Annotated in this window: 17 protein-coding genes and 1 tRNA gene; 9 read left to right on the plus strand and 9 right to left on the minus strand. The window is 64.5% G+C overall.

Annotated features, from left to right (window positions below):
- Positions 1-15 precede the first annotated feature (15 nt).
- Positions 16-639: an outer membrane protein gene (locus tag Q4G22_RS05755; RefSeq protein ID WP_303384950.1), complete on the minus strand. Its 624-nt coding sequence runs from the start codon at positions 637-639 to the stop codon at positions 16-18.
- Between the two features lie 188 nt (positions 640-827).
- On the opposite strand from Q4G22_RS05755, the gene Q4G22_RS05760 reads away from it, so the two are divergent.
- From Q4G22_RS05760 to Q4G22_RS05770, 3 genes are all read left to right on the plus strand, one after another.
- A tRNA-Ser gene (locus Q4G22_RS05760) sits at positions 828-917 on the plus strand.
- A gap of 192 nt (positions 918-1,109) precedes the next feature.
- Positions 1,110-1,721 (plus strand): hypothetical protein, encoded by a 612-nt coding sequence (locus Q4G22_RS05765; protein ID WP_303385064.1) that lies wholly within the window; start codon positions 1,110-1,112, stop codon positions 1,719-1,721.
- Positions 1,642-2,325, plus strand: coding sequence for an AraC family transcriptional regulator (locus Q4G22_RS05770; protein ID WP_303385059.1), 684 nt, complete (start codon positions 1,642-1,644; stop codon positions 2,323-2,325). The genes Q4G22_RS05765 and Q4G22_RS05770 overlap by 80 nt, the downstream gene beginning before the upstream one ends.
- A gap of 239 nt (positions 2,326-2,564) precedes the next feature.
- Here Q4G22_RS05770 and Q4G22_RS05775 read toward each other — a convergent pair whose 3' ends face one another.
- Positions 2,565-3,683, minus strand: coding sequence for a TRAP transporter substrate-binding protein (locus tag Q4G22_RS05775; protein WP_303385060.1), 1,119 nt, complete (start codon positions 3,681-3,683; stop codon positions 2,565-2,567).
- Positions 3,684-3,985: 302 nt separating this feature from the next.
- On the opposite strand from Q4G22_RS05775, the gene Q4G22_RS05780 reads away from it, so the two are divergent.
- Positions 3,986-5,431 carry a PLP-dependent aminotransferase family protein gene (locus Q4G22_RS05780; protein ID WP_303384951.1) on the plus strand — a complete coding sequence of 482 codons (1,446 nt, stop codon included), beginning with the start codon at positions 3,986-3,988 and terminating at the stop codon, positions 5,429-5,431.
- 31 nt (positions 5,432-5,462) lie between these two features.
- On the opposite strand, the gene eno is transcribed toward Q4G22_RS05780, so the two are convergent.
- From eno to Q4G22_RS05805, 5 genes are all read right to left on the minus strand, one after another.
- Positions 5,463-6,737 (minus strand): phosphopyruvate hydratase, encoded by a 1,275-nt coding sequence (eno, locus tag Q4G22_RS05785; protein WP_303384952.1) that lies wholly within the window; start codon positions 6,735-6,737, stop codon positions 5,463-5,465.
- Between the two features lie 74 nt (positions 6,738-6,811).
- Positions 6,812-7,489 (minus strand): endonuclease/exonuclease/phosphatase family protein, encoded by a 678-nt coding sequence (locus Q4G22_RS05790; protein ID WP_303384953.1) that lies wholly within the window; start codon positions 7,487-7,489, stop codon positions 6,812-6,814.
- Positions 7,490-7,553: 64 nt separating this feature from the next.
- Positions 7,554-8,954, minus strand: a complete 1,401-nt coding sequence (locus tag Q4G22_RS05795) for a YdiU family protein (protein WP_303384954.1) — start codon at positions 8,952-8,954, stop codon at positions 7,554-7,556.
- A gap of 96 nt (positions 8,955-9,050) precedes the next feature.
- Entirely contained in the window at positions 9,051-9,758 is a 708-nt protein-coding gene (locus Q4G22_RS05800; protein WP_303384955.1) for an aquaporin, read from the minus strand.
- 94 nt (positions 9,759-9,852) lie between these two features.
- Positions 9,853-10,194 carry a multidrug efflux SMR transporter gene (locus Q4G22_RS05805; RefSeq protein ID WP_303384956.1) on the minus strand — a complete coding sequence of 114 codons (342 nt, stop codon included), beginning with the start codon at positions 10,192-10,194 and terminating at the stop codon, positions 9,853-9,855.
- A 139-nt stretch (positions 10,195-10,333) separates the two neighbouring features.
- Between Q4G22_RS05805 and obgE the strand changes: the two genes are divergently transcribed.
- Complete coding sequence (obgE, locus tag Q4G22_RS05810) at positions 10,334-11,368, plus strand: GTPase ObgE (RefSeq protein ID WP_303384957.1); 1,035 nt, start codon at positions 10,334-10,336, stop codon at positions 11,366-11,368.
- On the plus strand, positions 11,356-12,468 hold the full coding sequence (gene proB, locus Q4G22_RS05815) for a glutamate 5-kinase (protein ID WP_303384958.1): 1,113 nt from the start codon (positions 11,356-11,358) through the stop codon (positions 12,466-12,468). Before obgE ends, proB begins: the two co-directional genes overlap by 13 nt.
- A 33-nt stretch (positions 12,469-12,501) precedes the next feature.
- On the opposite strand, the gene Q4G22_RS05820 is transcribed toward proB, so the two are convergent.
- Both Q4G22_RS05820 and pepN read right to left on the minus strand, forming a co-directional pair.
- Positions 12,502-13,398 (minus strand): 1-acyl-sn-glycerol-3-phosphate acyltransferase, encoded by an 897-nt coding sequence (locus tag Q4G22_RS05820; RefSeq protein WP_303384959.1) that lies wholly within the window; start codon positions 13,396-13,398, stop codon positions 12,502-12,504.
- 41 nt (positions 13,399-13,439) lie between these two features.
- Positions 13,440-16,001, minus strand: coding sequence for an aminopeptidase N (pepN, locus tag Q4G22_RS05825; protein WP_303384960.1), 2,562 nt, complete (start codon positions 15,999-16,001; stop codon positions 13,440-13,442).
- Positions 16,002-16,152: 151 nt separating this feature from the next.
- Here pepN and Q4G22_RS05830 point away from each other — a divergent pair, with 151 nt between their 5' ends.
- From Q4G22_RS05830 to Q4G22_RS05840, 3 genes are all read left to right on the plus strand, one after another.
- Positions 16,153-16,779 carry a hypothetical protein gene (locus Q4G22_RS05830; RefSeq protein WP_303384961.1) on the plus strand — a complete coding sequence of 209 codons (627 nt, stop codon included), beginning with the start codon at positions 16,153-16,155 and terminating at the stop codon, positions 16,777-16,779.
- Between the two features lie 99 nt (positions 16,780-16,878).
- Positions 16,879-17,565 carry a D-lyxose/D-mannose family sugar isomerase gene (locus Q4G22_RS05835; RefSeq protein WP_303384962.1) on the plus strand — a complete coding sequence of 229 codons (687 nt, stop codon included), beginning with the start codon at positions 16,879-16,881 and terminating at the stop codon, positions 17,563-17,565.
- Between the two features lie 77 nt (positions 17,566-17,642).
- The gene (locus tag Q4G22_RS05840; protein WP_303384963.1) at positions 17,643-19,217 is read left to right on the plus strand and encodes a Re/Si-specific NAD(P)(+) transhydrogenase subunit alpha; all 1,575 of its coding nucleotides are present in this window, start codon (positions 17,643-17,645) and stop codon (positions 19,215-19,217) included.
- The last annotated feature ends 3 nt before the right edge of the window (positions 19,218-19,220 follow it).

A 19,220-nucleotide genomic window follows, 5' to 3' on the forward strand; every position in this document is an offset into this window, starting at 1 on the left:
TGGCTAGTGGCCGGATCAGAACTGATACGACACGTTCAGACCAAGGCTGGTGCCTTTCAGGTCATTGCCGTCCACGCCGTTAAAGTCGCTGAATTCGCGGCGCAGAATTTCGGCGCCGACCAGCACGTTTTCGGTGGCCTTGAACTTGGCACCCAGACCATAGAAATAGCCGTCGCCATCCTGATCGGCGGCACCATTGATGCCGTCCACTTTCAGGTCGTTATAGCCGACCGTCAGGTAGGGCAGGAATCGGCCTGCATTGTAACCGGCCAGCAGTTTCGCGCTGAGCATACGGCCATCGGTGTCAACATCGGCGCCATCGGCTTCGAAGCTGCTCACCTTGTCATAGGCCAGTTCGGCACCACCGACAAAGCGACCGAAGTCATGCAGATAACCGGCGTGGATACCATAGGTGTTCGAGCTGAAGTCGGTGTTGCCCGCGCTGGTTTCCAGCTTGGGGTCAAACTTGCCGACCTGACCACCCAGATAGAAGCCAGTCCAGTCGACGACCGGGGCAACAACGACCTGCTCGACCACCACGGGGGCGGTTTCGACGACCGGGGCGGTGTAACCGCCCGCAACACCTGCGACGGCCGAGGCCAGAAGCGAACCAGTGGCAAGGGCGATGATCTTGTTCATGACGATCTCCAGTTGATCTTGTTACGTCAGTGAGGCGATAACTATTCCTTTGGCCAAAGGTTTCCAGCCCGTCCCGCTACACCACTGCGTGGTTGCCGTTTTGCCACAGGCGCCTTTGCTGCGACGGAACAGCCAAGACCGTGCAAACCCCCTTGCCTCTGCCGCGCGTGATCGCTAAACGCGTCGGCGGAGTGGTGGCCGAGTGGTCGAAGGCACACCCCTGCTAAGGGTGCAGGCGGGAAACCGTCTCGAGGGTTCGAATCCCTTCCACTCCGCCACTTCAGTCCGCCTCTGGGCACGCCAATCGCCGCCGATTGCCGCACTTGGCCCGCAATAAGCGTCCTTAGCAGTTCCGTCTTCGATCCCATGATGCGGATTGCGTCGTCCGCGACCTCGACACGCTGCGCCAGCGAGCGCAGGTGATCCCGCCGATAGCCCCCCTCGCTGCCCTTGATGCGCTCGCGTGCGTTATGGGCGAAGCCCCGGATCATCGTGGGACTGAGGGCGCTGTGGCCGGGGCTTTCAAGCAACGCCTGTGCGCGGTCGGCGTCGGCCCTCGCCTGATCGCGGATGACCTTGAGGCCGGCGATACGCTCCTTGAGCGCCGGGTCGTCCAGATCGGCAACGCCCGCCTCGATGGCGTCGTAGAGGCGCTTGAGGCGCTGTTCCGATTCGGTGGCCTGTCGCTGCAACGAGGCGATATGCTCACGGCGGCGTTCGGCCTGAGGCGAAGCCGCTGCTTCACCACATGCGCGGAGGTGCCGAAGCGGGCGGCGATTTCCTCCGCTCCCCATCCGCGATTTTCCGAAAGCTCGCGGAAGCGCTCGAACTCGTCGGCGGGGTGCAGGTTCTCGCGGTTGACGTTCTCGTCAAGGCTGATTTCCGCCGCATCGTTTGCCGTGTCGATGACGCAGCGGATCGGTGCATCCATCCGCCACCATGTCAGCCTTCCTCGCTCGCGATTATCGCGACGGACTGCATCGGCTGGCACGTTTCAAGCGACTGTGCACGCCGGAAGAACTTTCAGTGATGGAAAGCGGCGACGAATGCCGGATCACCCTGCGCTGGTTTTATACCCATGAGGTCGAGCCGGATGCCGCAGCGGAAGTCACCTTCGCCGCGATCCTCGAACTGGGGCGGCGCGGCACTGGGCGGCATATCAGGCCGCTTCAGGTCGAAATGGTTCGGCAGGGACCGGTTTCCGAGACGCATCGCAGCTATTTCGACGCACCCGTCCGGGCCGGTTGCCCGCAGAATGCGCTGGTGCTGAATCGGGACGATTTGAATCTTCCCTTCGCCGGGCACAACCCCGAATTGCTGGCGGTCCTGGAGCCGGCACTTGCCGCCTCGCTTGGGGAGATCGAGGCACAGTCCTCTTTGTTGGAGCAGGTCAAAATTCTGATTAAACGCCGTCTTGCAAGCGGCAAGCCGGAAGTTGCCGACGTGGCGCATGAACTCGGCATGAGCGAGCGAACGTTACAACGCCGGATTACCGAGCAGGGATCGAGCTATCGCGAACTCCTGGAAGATGCGCGGCAAGAGCTTGGCCGGCATCTGCTCTCGGACGGCCAGAACGGAATCGGCGAGATCGCCTTCCTGCTGGGATTTCAGGACACCAGCTCGTTCTACCGGGCGTTCCGATCATGGGAGGGCGTCACACCGGCACAGTGGCGAGGGATGCATTAACGTCATGCCCCTGTCGCGCTATTCCAGCACGGCCCGTCCGCGTTTCCGCATATCCGACTGAAGGCTATGGAATAGACGTCGTTTTCGGTATCGTCGTCTTCGGCCCGCCATCCCAAGCCATAACCCTGACCTTTCAGCCCATATTCGCGGCTGCAAGCGCGGCTTGCCTTGTGTATCTGCCACACAAAAACCGCCGCCGGAACTCGATCCGGCGGCGGTGTGGTTTGCGGATGCAAGCGTCAGCCGGTCGGGGTCAACTTGCCGTTGCGCTGTTGCAGCATCATGAAATAGTCATAGGTGAACTCGGCTGTCTGGGCATATTGATACCAGTTGTTCAGATAGGCCTGCTGCGCTTCCCACTGGCGCTTGAACCATTCATTCTGAGCCGAAAGTTCCCCATAAACCTCGCGCGAGGCGTCGAACGCGGCGGACAGGATTTCTTCGCTGAACGGGCGCAGTTGCGCCCCCGATGCGACCAGTTCCTGAAGCGCGGTCGGGTTTTTGTAGTCGTAGTTGGCCAGCATGCTTTGATCGACCGCCTGACAGGCGGTGCGCAACAGCGACTGATACGAGGCGGGCAGTTCGTTGAACTTGGCCTTGTTAAAGAAGAAGCTGACAGTCGGACCACCTTCCCAATAGCCGGGATAGTAATAATACGGTGCCACCTGCTGGAAGCCCAGCTTGGCATCGTCATAGGGGCCGACCCATTCGGCTGCGTCGATGGTGCCGCGTTCCAGTGACGGATAGATGTCGCCACCGGCGATCTGCTGCGGCACAACGCCCAGCTTTTCCAGAACCCGGCCCGCAAGGCCCGAGATCCGCATCTTCAGGCCGCGCAGGTCTGCCACGGTATTGATCTCGCGGCGATACCAGCCGCCCATCTGAACGCCAGTGTTTCCGCCGGGGGCGGCGACCAGATTATATTGGTCGAGGAATTCGTTATACAGCTCGTTCCCGCCGCCGAAATACATGTAGGCCGACTTGGACCGGGCGCTGAAGGTAAAGGGCAGGTCAGCACCGCAGGCGAAGGCCGGATCGCGGCCCCAGTTGTAATAGCCGACCGAATGCGCCGCCTCGACCGTGCCGTCGCCCGCCGCGTTGATGGCGTCCAGGCCGGGGACGATTTCACCGGCCGCCAGCACTTGCAGGGTGAACTTGCCGTCGGTTGCCTCGCTCACGCGCTTGGACAGTTCTTCGCCGCCGCCATAGATGGTGTCCAGCGACTTGGGGAAGGACGAGGCCACCCGCCAGGCGATGCTGGGCTGTTCCTGTGCGATGGCAGGCGCGGCCAGAACTGCGCCCGCGGCTGCGGCAGCACCACCAACCGAAGCGCGGGTCAAAAAGCCGCGGCGGTCCAACGATTTCGAATCTTTCATGTTTTCTCCCTAAGAACAGGATCGGGTGAGTCGTTCCGACCCGTCAGTGACCGCCCTGTATGCCGCCGCAGTTTAGTGCGACGGATCGGCCCGTCCAGTAGGCAGAAGGGTCAAATACGGTTGAAAAATGCCGGGGCGATGCCCCGGCAAGGTGGTGCCGGGGGGAACCGGCCAATGGATGACCGCGCGCGGCGATCAGACCAGCCCGGATTGTATCGCTACAAACCCGATGCTAGACAAACAGAACGATACAATTGCGCCATGCGCCACGAAAGAAAAACATTGTGACCGATACAAAGTGGCAACCGAAACTTTCCGACGAGGCAGGGCCGAAATTCCGCGCATTGGCCAATGCCCTGCGTGATGCCACGCGTTCCGGTGAGTTGCCGCCCGGCACGCGCCTGCCTGCGGTGCGTGATCTGGCCTGGCGGCTGGGGATCACGCCGGGCACCGTGGCCCGCGCGTATCAGATCGCGGCGGCCGAAGGGGTGGTGGACAGCCATGTCGGGCGCGGCAGCTTTGTCGCGCAGCCGCGTCCGCGTATCGGGCCGCTGCAACCGATGTTGACGGATCGGGTCGATTCGCCGGCGCATGGCCGCGCCACTGTTGATCTGCGCATCCCGCAACTGCCCGATTGCGGCCAGACCGAAGCGATCCGTGCCGCGATGATCCGCGCCGCCGCCCGGATCGGTGACGATGTGCTGGATTACCCCTCGCTGACCCGTGACCGCAATTGTCGCGCCGCGCTGTGCCGCTGGCTGTCTGAACGCGGTCCCGGCAGCTTTGGTCCCGATGACATCGTGCTGACCCATGGCGGGCAGAATGCCATCGTCATGGTCATGTCACTGTGCCTGTCCGGTGATCGACCGCGTGTGCTGTGTGAATCGCTGGCCTATCCGGGCCTGCGTCATGCCGCGCGCCTGCTGCGCGCCGAAATCATGCCGGTCGCGATGGATGACGAAGGCATGATCCCCGACGATCTGGACCGCGCGGCCCGCAGCAGCGGCGCACGGCTGGTCTGCCTGACGCCCTCGGCCCAGAACCCCACCGTCGCACGTATGGGTGCAACGCGGCGTCAGGCTCTGGTCGCCGTCGCGCGTCGTCACGATCTGCAAATCATCGAGGACGAATGCTTTTCCGGGCCAATGGTGCCGCGTGACATCAGTGAAACATCGGTCAGCTTGCGGGCATTGGCCCCGGAACGCGTCTGGCACGTGTCCAGCCTGTCCAAGATCCTGTCAGCCGGGCTGCGCTTTGGTTTTGTCATCTGCCCCGAGGGCATGGGGGCGGCGGGCCGCTTGGCCGCGCAGCACAGCCACTTTGGCTTGTCGTTGCCGCTGGTCGGACTGGTGACAGAACTGATCGAATCCGGCGCCGCCTGCGATCTGGCCCGCAAGGTGCAGTCGGTGTTCGCCGACCGTGTTCGGCTGGCGCGGCGTGTGCTGGCGGGCATCAGTTTTGTCAGTCAGCCGGGGGTGCCGTTTCTGTGGCTGAACCTCCCGACAGGCTGGCGGGCCTCGACCTTTGCCACCCGCACCGCCGAAAACGGTGTGCTGGTGCGATCGGCGGATGAGTTTTCTGCCGTCGGTGATCGTGGCGGCGCGGCACCGGCGATGCCCAATGCGGTGCGCATCGCGCTGCCCTGCAAGATAGACCGGGCGCTGCTGGCCGACGGCCTGGCCACCGTTGTTCGGCTGTATCATACCCCGCCGGGCGATCTGCCGGTGTAATGAAAAGGGGGGTGCGTGCCCCCCTTGGCGATCAGCGCAGGATGCTGCGCCCGGCGTATTCAGCGGTTTCGCCCAGCATTTCCTCGATTCGGATCAGCTGGTTGTATTTGGCCAGCCGGTCAGACCGGGCCAGCGAACCCGTCTTGATCTGCCCGCAGTTGGTCGCCACCGCCAGATCGGCGATGGTCGCATCCTCGGTCTCGCCCGAGCGGTGGCTCATCACGCTGGTGTAACCGGCACGATCGGCCATACGCACGGCGTCCAGCGTTTCCGACAGGGTGCCGATCTGATTCACCTTGACCAGCAGGCTGTTGCCGCAACCGCGCGCGATACCATCAGCCAGACGGTCGGGGTTAGTCACGAACAGATCGTCGCCGACCAGTTGCACTTTGCCGCCCAGACGTTCGGTCAGCAGCGCCCAGCCGTCCCAGTCATCCTCGGCGCAGCCATCCTCGATCGACAGGATCGGATAATCGGCGCACAGCGCGGCCAGATAATCGACGTTTTCAGCCGCCGTCAGGGTTTTCCCTTCACCCGACAGCACATAGCGCCCATCCTTGAAGTATTCGGTGGATGCGCAATCCAGCGCCAGCATGATGTCATCGCCCGGCTTGTAACCGGCCTTTTCGACCGCGCGCAGGATGAAATCCAGCGCATCGCGGGTGCTGGACAGGTTCGGGGCAAAGCCGCCTTCGTCGCCAACGCCCGTGGCCAGACCCGCCGCCGACAGTTCCTTTTTCAGCGTGTGGAACACCTCGGACCCCATGCGCACGGCGTCGCGGATGTTTTCCGCGCTGACCGGCATAATCATGAATTCCTGAATGTCGATCGGGTTATCGGCATGTTCGCCGCCATTGATGATGTTCATCATCGGCACCGGCAACAGCCGTGCCCCCGTGCCGCCGACATAGCGATACAGCGGCAAGGCAGATGCCGCCGCCGCCGCCTTGGCCACCGCCAGCGACACGCCAAGGATCGCGTTGGCGCCCAGACGGCCCTTGTTTGGGGTGCCGTCAAGGTCGATCATCATCGCGTCGATGGCCTGCTGTTCGGTGGCATCCTCACCGATCAGATTTTCGGCAATCTCGCCATTGACCGAGGCCACAGCCTCCAGCACGCCCTTGCCCAGATAACGGCCCTTGTCACCGTCCCGCTTTTCCACCGCCTCATGCGCGCCGGTAGAGGCGCCCGAGGGCACGGCGGCGCGGCCCATGGTGCCGTCCTCCAGTGTGACATCGACCTCGACGGTCGGGTTGCCGCGGCTGTCCAGAATCTCGCGGGCGAAAATGTCGATGATGGCGGTCATGATACGCTCCCTTTGGCTTGGCGGTCTTGTAACCGCATTAAAGGGACTGCGAAACGGAAAATGCACCCCAAGACTTACGGCAGGTCGATTTCAGCCCAGATCGGCAGATGATCGGATGCGGCGCGCGCGATGTCGCTGCCGAATACCCCGCTGGCACGCAAAGCCAGATCACGGCTCAGCGCGAAACGATCCAGCCGCAGCCGGGGCAGGGGCGCGGGCCAGGTCGGCCCCGGTGCAACGACCTGCCACCCCGCCAACGACTCTAACCCGCGTTCATCATGCCATTCGTTGAAATCGCCCATCAGCGCCACCGGCCCCCCGCCCAGCCGTGCCGCCCGTGCGACCAACCGCGCCAATTGCGCCCGGCGTGACGACCGCGCCAGCCCCAGATGCAGCGCCACCACGGTCAGCCCCGGCAGACGCAGGGCAATGGCCCCGCGCGGCTCGATCCCCGGCAAGGGCAGCCGCCGCACCTGCGCCACAGCGGCCAGATCGGGCCGCAGCAACAGCGTCTGCCCGTGCCAGCCCAGCGAATGCTCGCCCGTGCCGGTGAAATCCGCCGGCACCAGCCCGGTCGCCTCTTGCACCAGCGCACGCGGCAAGGCCTCGGGCCGGGCGCCATAGCGGAAATCGACCTCTTGCAGCGCCACCACATCGGCCCTCAGACCGGCGATCACGGCCAGATTGCGCTCGGGCGCATGGGGACCAGTCATTCCCCGACACTTGTGCAGATTATAGCTGGCCAGCCGCATCTTCTGTCCGCAAATATCCTCTGGGGGTCCGGGGGGCGAAGCGCCCCCGGCGCCACCCGCGCCGTTATGTCCCACAGAATGTGCGGGGAACAACCTCATCTGGCAAGGGCGGGCGCGCCAGATCATCCCATTCGGCGCGATCCTCGAACGGATGAACCAAGGCTTGGGCCAGCAAATCAAACGGCGCACGGTCAGCGGCAAGGGCCGCCTGAATCGCCTGCTCGATCCGATGGGTGCGGGGGATGCGGCGGGGGTTTGCCGCTGCCATCCGCGCCGCATCCGGCCCGCGTGCCTGCCAACGGCCCGCCCAGCCGTCAAAAGCGGCGCGGTCGGTGAACTCATCCCGCGCGCGACCGTCGGCCAGCCCGGCAAAAACGCGGGTGAAATCGGCGCGCTGCGTGGCCATCAACCGCAGCAGATCCTCGATCAGCGGCTGATCCTCTGGGGTGGCGTCAATTCCCAGCTTATCGCCAAAGCGCGCCAGCCATTCCGCCTGATACAATGCCGGAAAACGGTGAACGGATGTCGTGGCGGCAGCCACGGCTGCATCCTGCTCGCCCATCAGCGGGATCAGACAAGTGGCAAGCTGCGCCAGATTCCACACCGCGATCTGCGGCTGTTCCGACCAGCGATAGCGCCCGTGCGCATCAATCGAGGAAAACACCGTATCAGGATGAAACCCGTCGATGAAGGCGCAGGGACCATAATCAATCGTCTCGCCCGACACGGCTATGTTATCGGTGTTCATCACCCCGTGAATAAAGCCCAGGGCCATCCAGCGCGCAATCGTGCCCGCCTGCGCCGCGATCACCGCATCCAGCAGCCCCAGCGGACCATCCGCACCGGGATAGTGCCGTGCAATGACGTGATCGGTCAGCGCCGCCAGCGCCTCGGTGTCGCCACGCACCGCGAAATATTCGAATGTGCCCACCCGGATATGACTGGACGCCACGCGGGTCAGCACCGCGCCGGGATAGACCGTCTCGCGGATCACCCGCTCGCCCGTGGTCACCGCGGCCAGCGCGCGGGTGGTCGGCACATGGGCGGCGGCCATGAACTCGCTGACCAGATATTCGCGCAGCACCGGGCCAAGCCATGCCCGCCCGTCGCCCCGGCGCGAAAATGGCGTCTGACCCGACCCTTTCAGTTGCAGATCAAAGCGTGCGCCGTCCGGGGCGATCACTTCGCCCAGCAACAGCGCGCGGCCATCGCCCAACTGCGGCACGAACCCGCCGAACTGGTGCCCGGCATAGGCCATGGCCAGCGGTGCGGCCCCATCGGGCACCGCATTTCCCGCCAGCATCGCCACGCCATCAGGCCCGGCCAGCCAGTCGGCATCCAGACCCAGCCGTTCGGCCAAGGATCGGTTCAGGGCGAACAGCGCCGGATCGCGCACCGGAACCGGCGGCTGACGGGCAAAGAACCGCGCGGGCAGGCGGGCATAGCTGTTGTCGAAACGGATCATGGTGCCTCCTGTTGTCCTTGGATCTAGGGCGGCGCGGCACCAATAAAAAGGGCCGCGCCGGAATCCGGCACGGCCCGCAGTCGGAAAATCCGCGGCTTAGCGCGAACCGCGCGGCGCGGCGTGGGGCGAGCGGGTGATCCCCGCGCCATGCAGGATACCGGCCAGCGCACCGCCCGCCAGCGGGGCGATGATGAACAGCCACAGTTGCGACATCGCCTGACCGCCTGCGAACAGCGCCGGGCCGATGGACCGCGCCGGGTTCACCGAAACGCCGGTCACGTCGATGCCGACCAGGTGGATACCGGCCAGCGTCAGACCGATGGCCAGCCCGGCAAAGCCCAGCGGCGCATCGGATTGCGTCGCGCCCAGAATGACCGTCACGAACAGGAAGGTCGCCACGAATTCGAACACCAGCGCCGCCGTCAGGCTGTAGCCGCCGTTATAGCCGGGACCAAAACCGTTCTGGCCCAGCCCGTTGGTGGCCAGCGAATAGTCCGCCTTGCCCGAGGCGATCACATAGATCACGAAAGCCGCCGCAATCGCACCCAGAACCTGCGCGATGACATAGACGATGAAATCGCCCATTTCCTGACGGCCCGACAGCAGAAAGCCCAGCGACACGGCAGGGTTCAGCTGCGCGCCCGAAATCGCGCCAAAGCCATAGGCGGCGGCGACGATGGACAGGCCAAAGGCCATGGCGATGCCATGAAAGCCGATATGAGCGCCCATCAGCACGGCAGAGCCGACACCAAAGAACACGAGGATGAACGTGCCGATAAATTCGGCAATTGCCTTGGATGACATGGGGATCTCCCGATATGGTTGTGCGGCGTTCAGAACGCCTTGGATTGACATAAGTCAATCATTTTTAACACCAACCACCATTTGTGACCCTACGTCAATGCGAGGCGCTGCCGGAAAACAGGTTCAGCACGACCACGCCCGCGATAATCAACCCGATCCCGATCATGCCCGCCGTATCTATCTGTTGGCCAAAGACAAACCGTCCGATCAGCGCCACGCAGGCCACCCCAAGCCCCGACCAGATCGCATAGGCGATCCCCAATGGAATGACCCGCAGCACATGCGACAACAGATAGAACGACAGAGCATAGCCAAGCGCCATCAACAGCGTCGGCGCAAGCCGCGTGAACTGTTCGGAGCGCTGCAACATGCTGGTGGCGAAAATCTCAAAGGCGATGGCGATGGCAAGGATGCCATAGGTCAGAAATGCAGGCATGATCTTTCTCTTTTTTCGGTTTGCTCAGGCTCTAAGATCTGCTTGATTTCTTGTCACGCTCACCTTTCTGTGAACAGGCGGCCTTGCGGCTGGCGGCCTGCTGCCGTATCGCAAAAGCCTGCAAAACAGGACGCGCGCCATGAAATTCCTTGACCTAGCCAAAGTCTATATCCGCTCGGGCGGGGGCGGGGCGGGCTGCGTCTCGTTCCGGCGCGAGAAATTCATCGAATACGGCGGGCCGGATGGCGGCGATGGCGGGCGCGGCGGCGACGTCTGGGCCGAGGCGGTCGAGGGGCTGAACACCCTCATTGATTTCCGCTATCAGCAGCATTTCTTTGCAAAATCAGGCCAGCACGGCATGGGCAGCCAGATGACCGGAAAATCGGGCGATGATATCGTGCTGAAAGTGCCGGTCGGCACCGAAATTCTTGAGGAAGACGAAGAAACCGTCATCGCCGACCTGACCGAAGTGGGCCAGCGTGTCTTGCTGGCGCGCGGCGGCAATGGCGGCTTTGGGAACCTGCATTTCAAAACCTCGACCAATCGCGCGCCGCGCAACGCCAACCCCGGCCTGCCGGGGGTCGAACGCACGATCTGGCTGCGGCTGAAACTGATCGCCGATGCCGGGCTGGTGGGGCTGCCGAATGCGGGGAAATCGACCTTTCTGGCAGCGACATCCAACGCGCGGCCCAAGATCGCGGATTATCCTTTTACCACGCTGCACCCGAATCTGGGCGTTGTCGGGGTGGACGGGCGCGAATTCGTGGTGGCCGACATTCCCGGTCTGATAGAAGGCGCCAGCGAGGGGCGCGGGATTGGCGACCGGTTCCTGGGCCATATCGAACGCTGCGCCGTGCTGCTGCATCTGGTTGATGGCACCTCCGAGGATGTGGCAGGCGATGCGCGCACCGTGTTGACGGAACTGGAAAAATACTCGCCTATTCTGATGGCGAAACCCCGTATCACCGCGCTGAACAAGATCGACGCGCTGGATGATGAAACATTGGCCGAACGCCGCGCCGAACTGGAAACCGAAATCGGCGGGCCGGTGATGTTGATGTCGGGCGTGTCCAAGACCGGCGTGACCGAGGTGCTGCGCGCACTGTGGACTCAGGTGGCGGCGCATCGCGTCGATCAGGCCCCGAAACAGGCGCCCGAAGCATGGCAACCCTAAGCCCGGATCTCGCGGCGGCACGTCGCCTGGTGGTGAAAATCGGCTCAGCCCTGCTGGTCGGGCCAGATGGCTTGCGCAGCGACTGGTTGCGGGCGCTGTGCGACGATGTGGCAAATTGGCGGCGACGCGGGGCCGATGTGGTGCTGGTATCGTCAGGGTCTATCGCGCTTGGCCGCCGGGTTTTGGGGCTGCCGGATGGCGCACTGCCGCTGGAACAGGCGCAGGCCGCCGCTGCGGTCGGGCAAATCCGGCTGGCCCGTGCATATGAGGCGGCGCTGGCCCCGCATGGCGTCACCACCGCGCAGGTTCTGGTCACGCTGGAGGATACGCAGGACCGCCGCCGTTACCTGAACAGCCGGGCTACGATGCAAACCCTGTTGGGGCTGGGCGTCGTGCCGATCGTCAATGAGAACGACACCGTGGCCACGGATGAGATCCGCTTTGGCGACAACGACCGGCTGGCGGCACAGATCGCCGTCACCTGCGGCGCGGATCAGCTGCTGCTGCTGTCGGATGTGGACGGGCTTTATACCGCGAACCCCAAGACCGACCCCGAGGCCGTGCATCTGCCGGTGATCGAGCGCATCACCCCCGAGATCGAGGCGATGGGCGGCGATCCGGTCAGTGGCTTGTCCAAGGGCGGCATGAAAACCAAGCTGCTGGCGGCGCGCACCGCCGTTGCGGGCGGCTGTGCGATGGCGATTGCCGAAGGCTCGGTGCTGCACCCCTTGCGGACCGTAGCGACAGGGGCGCGGTGCAGTTGGTTCTTGCCCGAAGGCGATCCACAGGCCGCGCGCAAACGCTGGATCGCGGCGATGAAACCGCGCGGCACACTGATGGTCGATGCGGGCGCGGCGGCGGCGCTGGCCACCGGAAAATCGCTGTTGCCAGCCGGGGTAACGGCGGTCACGGGCGATTTTGGCCGCGGCGATCCGGTGGCGATCACCGGCCCCTTGGGCGAAACGCTGGCCCATGGGCTGACCCGCTATACGGCGGCGGAATCGCGTGCCATCGCCGGTCATCGCACGGCCGAGATCGAGACGATCCTTGGCTATCCGGGCCGTGCGGTGATCGTTCACCGTGACGATATGGTGATTTAGCGGGGCAGGGCCGGTCGGGGCCGGGCACCCCGGTCAGGCGATGCCTTGCCGCTGCCGTGACAGAACCGTCCGCCCGCCATCTGCGGCCAGGCGCATCGCGTCCTGGCCAGGTTCGGGCAGCGACAAAACGGCCTGCCGCAGAACCTCGATCCCCTCGTCGCTGCTGCGGGGCAGGGTGGCCGGGTCAATCGGTGCGCCGATGGTCAGACGATAGGGCTGGCTGGCCTTGTTCAGCACCTCGTTGAACAGGGTCACGTCGCGCAGTGTCGGGTGGATCGCATCCAGCAGATAGAACAGGGCCGAGTTGCGCGCCCGGATACGCAGCGGGATGACGGGTGCGCCGAACTTGCGCGCGATCATGGCGGCACTGGCCATCCACGGGCGTTCGTGCAACGTCAGCCCGCGCCGCTTGGCCAGCCGCCCCGAGGGAAAGATCAGCCCGATACGTCCGGCCCCCAACGCCTCGCGCGTGTAGTCCATAGTGGCGCGGGTCTTGGCGTGGCTGCGCTTTTCCTGTCGCCATTCCACCGGCGCGATCAGGCTGACCATCTGCGGCAGCACGCGGATCATGTCCTGATTGGCATAGATGAACAGATCGTCGCGCAACTGGCTGATGACCGCGTGCAGCACCAGACCATCGGCGATGCCGGTGGGGTGGTTGGCCACGATCAGCGCCGGGCCGGTGGCGGGGAGATGTTCCAGCCCCTGCACCGTGACATCGCGCACGATCAGCGATTCCATGCGCCGCACGATGTCGGGCGTGGGCAGATCGCGGAATTCGGCCGCCAGCCGGATCGTTTCGGGATAGCGCAGCAGGTGCATCATCACGCTGCGGGCCAGCGCGTGATGTGGGCGCCCCGAAAAGAGCCACGGCGCGCGTTCCGCGATCAGCGGGTCCAGCCGGGCCTGCATGTCTTCCTTGGCGTTCATGACAGCACTATCACCGTTTCGTGTCGTCGGGCCAATAGGCTTCAGCCACCGGCGGCAATGATCCGCGTGACCATTTCCGAGGTGTTGCGCGAAAGGCCCGGCAGCGCCGCGATCCGGCTCAGCGCGGCGCGGGCATGGGCTTGACGGGCCGCGTCATAGCGGTGCCAAGTGTCGAACACCGCCGACATACGGGCGGCGATTTGCGGGTTTACCGGGTCCAGCCGGATCAGCCAGCCGGCGATGAAATCATAGCCTGATCCATCAGCGGCATGAAACGCCGCGTGATTGGCCGCCAGGCCGCCAATCAGCGCGCGGAAGCGATTGGGGTTTTTCCAGTCGAAATCGGCGCGCGCGGCCAGATCGCGGGCAATCGCTGTGGCGCGGGCGGGCGGGGCGGCCATCGGCTGCACGGCGAACCACTTGTCCATCACCAGCCGGTTGCCGCTGAATTCACCCAGCATCCGGTCCAGCGCCGCATCGGCGCGACCGGCACGGACAAGGGCGGTCAGCGCGCCCATCCGCTCGGTCATGTTCCCCGCCGTGTCGAACAGCGCTGCGGCCCGCGCGCCGCCATCCAGCCGCGACAGCAGCCCAAGCGCCGCCAGCCGCAGCGCGCGCCGCCCCGCCGGTCCGGCGTCGGGGGCATAGGGACCGGGGGTTTCCATCGCCTCGTAAAGCGCGGCCAGTGCCGGTTCATGCGCCTGCGCCAGATCGGTGGCCAGCCTTTCGCGCGCGGCGTGAATGGCGTCGGGATCAGGTGTCACCCCACGCCCGGCCAGCACGCTGGCCACCTCGTCTTCGCCCGGCAGGGTCAAACACAGCGCGCGGAACGCCGGTTCCGCCGTCTCATCCGTGATCAGCCGACCGATGGCGTCCAGATGACCCGCCGCCGCCTCGCCCCCCTGCGCCATCGCCGTCAGAGACGACAGCGCCAGCCCGTGACCAGCCTCCCACCGGGCAAAGGGGTCGCTGTCATGGGCCAGCAGGAAAGCCCGGCCCGCGTCATCCAGATCGCGCGACAGCGTGACCGGCGCGGAAAAGCCGCGCAGAACCGAGACCATAGGCCGCGCGCCAAGCCCGTCAAAACGGAACGCCTGCTGTGGCTGCGTCATTTCCAGCACCTGCGTGTCGCGCAGCGCATCGCCGTTCTGGCCGATCAGGCCGACGGCGATGGGGATGACCCGCGGCGGCTTGTCCGGCTGGCCGGGCGTGGGCGCGGTGTCCTGCGTAAAGGTCAGGGTCAGGCGGCCATCGGCCCAATCCTCGGCCATGGTCAGGTGCGGGGTGCCCGCGTCGGTATACCAGTGCTTGAACTGCGTCAGATCGCGACCCGTGGCATCCTGAAACACTGCGAGCCAGTCCTCGATCGTGGCGGCATCGCCATCGTGGCGGGTGAAATACAGATCCAGCGCGGCCTTATAACCATCATCCCCCACCAGCCGTTTCAACATGCCGATCACCTCGGCCCCTTTTTCATAGACGGTGGCAGTGTAGAAATTGTTAATTTCCTGATAGCGGTCGGGCCGGGGCGGATGCGCCAAAGGCCCCGCATCCTCGCGGAACTGGCGGTCGCGCAGGGTTTTCACATCCTCGATCCGCTTGACCGGCGCAGACCGCAGGTCAGACGTGAACTGCTGATCGCGGAATACCGTCAGCCCTTCCTTCAGACACAGCTGAAACCAGTCGCGGCAGGTGATGCGGTTGCCGGTCCAGTTGTGGAAATATTCATGGGCGATCACCGCCTCGATCCGTTCATAATCAAGGTCGGTCGCGGTGTCCGGGCTGGCCAGCACCAGTTTCGAGTTGAAAATGTTCAGCCCTTTGTTTTCCATCGCGCCCATGTTGAAATCATCGACGGCAACGATGTTGAACACGTCCAGATCATATTCGCGCCCGTAGACCTGTTCATCCCAATGCATGGATTTCACCAGCGATTCCAAGGCGAAACCGGCGCGATTCTCATCCCCCGGACGGACCCAGACATTCAGCGCCACATCGCGGCCCGACATGGTGGTAAAGCTGCCGCTGACCGCACGCAGGTCGCCCGCGACCAGCGCGAACAGATAGGCGGGCTTGGGCCAGGGGTCGTGCCATTCGCCACGCGCACCGGGGTTGCCGTTGGACAGCAGCACCGGCTGATCGCCGTAGATGGTCACGCGAAACGGCGCCATCACATCGGGGCGGTCGGGGTAAAAGGTGATATGCCGGAACCCCTCGGCCTCGCATTGGGTGCAGAACATGCCGCCCGACAGATACAGCCCCTCGCAGGTGGTGTTGGCGGCAGGGTTGATCTGCACATCCGCCGACAGGGTGAACGGGCCATCGGGCAGGGCGGCGGCGGGAATGGTCAGCACCTCGCCCTCGCGCCGGTAATCGGTGGGGGACAGGTCGCGCCCGTCGATGGACAGCCGGTGCAGGATCAGCCCGCTGGCCCCGTCCAGCACCAGGTCGGCGCCCGGATCGACCGGCGCGAAATCCAGATCTGACCGCACCCGCGAGGCATCGGGCGACAGATCGAACGCCAGCCGCGTTTCGCGCAACTGAAACGGATATGGGCGATAATCTGCCAGATAACGGGTTGTTTGTGCGGAATTTTGCGTCATAAGCAGACCTGCCTGAAAAAGCCAGCGGGCGTGGGGAACCTTCACATCCGGCAAGTGTTATTCGGGAGAGTGTCGGGCCGCAAGGTCATCGGCCCTGCATATGCAGGGCAATGGGGCCAGACCAGAATATTAGCCAGGAGGGCAATGAAACATGACCTATGATCCGAACGATCCGAACCGCTCGGCCCCTGCCGAGGAACCGCGCCGTGAAGCCTATGTCGAGCCGGTGGAACGCCGCGCCTCGGCCATGCCGCTGATTATCGGCGTGCTGCTGGCCCTTGCGCTGGCCTATTTCGTTCTGACCCGCTTTATGACCAGTGATGACGTTGCCGTCGAAGGCGATACCGTCACCACCACGACCGAGGCCCCGGCCGCCACCGATCCGGTGACGACGACCGAACCCGTTTCGCCCGTGACCGAGGCTGAAACCGCTGTCGAAGGCGCAGCGACTCAGGTTGAAAGCGCCGTCGAAGGTGCCGCAGCCGAGGCAGAGGCCGCCGCCGATCAGGCCGCAGCCGCCGCTGACCGCGCCGCCGATGCCGCCGCGACCGGGGCGGATGCCGCTGCTGAAACCGCTGTTGGTGCCGCGCAAGATGCGGCCAGCGCTGCCCAAGATGCGGCCTCCAGCGCCGCGACCGCCGTGGAAGGCGCAGCCAGCGATGCCGCCGACGCCGCCGCCCGCGCAACCGACGAGGCCGCCCGTGCCGTTGGTGAGGCAGCTGATGCCGTCGAAGACGCCGTGACGGTTGAACCGACGACGCCCGCGCCGACCAACTGATCCGGCGATCAGCCACGAACCGGCCGCGCGAGGGCTTGCCCCCGCGCGGCCTTGGCGTTTCATGTTTGGCGTTTCGGGGGGCCGGGGAAAGGGGCGCGGATGAAACGTTCACGCATCAACGACATCATGGGTGACGCGATCGAGATGATCGCGCGATCCGGCTTTCAACTGCCGCCTTTTGCGTGGTGGACGCCGCGCGAATTCATTGACCGCGCCACACCGGCCATCGTCGCGGGCCGTCTGGGGTGGGACATCACCGATTTCGGCAGTGGCGATTTCGACCACTGCGGACTGGTCCTGTTTACCCTGCGCAGCGGCAGCCTTGCCGAACTGGCGGGCGGGGCAGGGCGCGTTTACGCGGAAAAGCTGCTGGTGGCTCAGGACGCCCAGCTTGTGCCGCTGCACACACATCTGCTGAAAACCAAGGATCTGGTGAACCGCTGGGGGGCGACGCTGGCCGTGCGGCTGTGCGGATCGGATGCGCAGGGTGGCATCGACATGGGCAAGGGCGTGACGGTGGAATGCGATGGTATCGCGCGTTGGGTTGAACCGGGGGGCGTGATCCGGCTGGACCCCGGCGAATCCGTCACACTGCGCCCCGGCGACTGGCACGAATTCCGCGCCGAGGGTGGCCCCTGCCTGATCGGCGAGGTCTCCAGCGTGGCCGACGATCAGACCGACACCCTGTTCGCGATCCCGCCCGGCGCCCCCCTGATTATCACCGAGGACATGCCACCCCGCCACCTGCTGGTCGGTGACTACGACCATTTGCCAAGGAACAGATAGTCGCGATCCCGCCTCGCAGCCTTGTGAAATGTCGATTCGCGGTGCTAGACATTTGCCACGTTGAACAGGGGGTGCCCATGAAGATCGGCGCGTTGAAGGAAACTCAGAGCGGCGAGGCGCGAGTCGCGATCACGCCGTCATCCGCAGGCCATCTGCAAAAACTGGGCCATCAGGTCTTTGTGGAAGCTGGCGCGGGTGCGCGGGCAGGCTTTTCCGATGATGATTATCGCGCGGCAGGCGTCACGGTCGAACAGACCGCCGCGCAACTGACCGATGCGGTCGATGTCGTCGCCAAGGTGCGTCAGCCGTCCGAATCCGAAGTTGATCGGATGCGTCAGGGACAGACGCTGATTTCGTTCTTTTATCCGGCGCAGAACCCGGATCTGCTGGAAAAAACCCGCCAGCAGGGTGTTACCGCGATTGCGATGGACATGGTGCCGCGCATCAGCCGGGCGCAGAAAATGGACGCGCTGTCGTCCATGGCGAATATCGCCGGTTATCGCGCCGTGATCGAGGCGGCGGGCAACTTTGGCCGCTTTTTCACCGGGCAGGTGACGGCGGCGGGCAAGGTGCCCCCGGCCAAGGTTCTGGTCATCGGCGCGGGCGTGGCCGGTCTGGCCGCCATCGGCGCCGCTGTCAGCCTGGGCGCGCAGGTCTATGCCTTTGACGTGCGCCCCGAGGTGGCCGAACAAATCGAATCAATGGGCGCGGAGTTCGTTTTCCTCGAATTCGACCAGCCTGCGCAGGACGGTGCGGCGACCGGCGGCTATGCGGCCCCGTCCAGCCCCGAGTTCCGCGAAAAGCAACTGGCCAAGTTCCGCGAACTGGCCCCCGGCATCGACGTGGTTATCACCACCGCGCTGATTCCGGGCCGCGATGCGCCGGTGCTGTGGACCGCCGACATGGTGCAGGCGATGAAGCCGGGCAGCGTGATCGTGGACCTTGCCGCCGAAAAGGGCGGCAACTGCGAACTGACCGTGCCGGATCAGCGCATTGTCACGGAAAACGGCGTCATCATCATCGGCTATACCGACTTCCCGTCGCGCATGGGTGCGCAGGCGTCGGAACTCTATGGCAACAACATCCGCCACTTTATGGCCGACCTGACGCCGGGCAAGGATGGCGTCATCAACCACAACATGGAAGACGATGTGATCCGCGGCGCCACCGTCACCCATGACGGCGATGTGACATGGCCGCCACCGCCGCCCAAGATCGCGGCCATCGCGGCGCAAAAGCCCAAGGAAAAGAAAAAGGAACTGACGCCCGAGGAACGCCGGGCGCAGGAACTGGCCGACTTCAGGGCGCAGACGAAATCGCAGGTCACGCTGCTGGCCGTGGGCGCGCTGCTGATGCTGCTGGTCGGCTGGATCGCACCGGCCAGCTTCCTTCAGCACTTCATCGTCTTTGTGCTGGCGGTGTTTGTCGGCTTCCAGGTGATCTGGAACGTCAGCCACTCGCTGCACACGCCCCTGATGGCGATCACCAACGCCATTTCCTCGATCATCATCGTCGGCGCTTTGCTGCAGATCGGGTCCGGCTCGGCGCTGATCGTCATTCTGGCGTCGCTGTCGGTGCTGATGGCGGGCGTGAACATCTTTGGCGGCTTCATGGTCACGCGGCGGATGCTGGCCATGTTCCAGAAATCGTAAGAG

Source organism: Paracoccus sp. (in: a-proteobacteria), assembly GCF_030538655.1.
Lineage (GTDB): Bacteria > Pseudomonadota > Alphaproteobacteria > Rhodobacterales > Rhodobacteraceae > Paracoccus.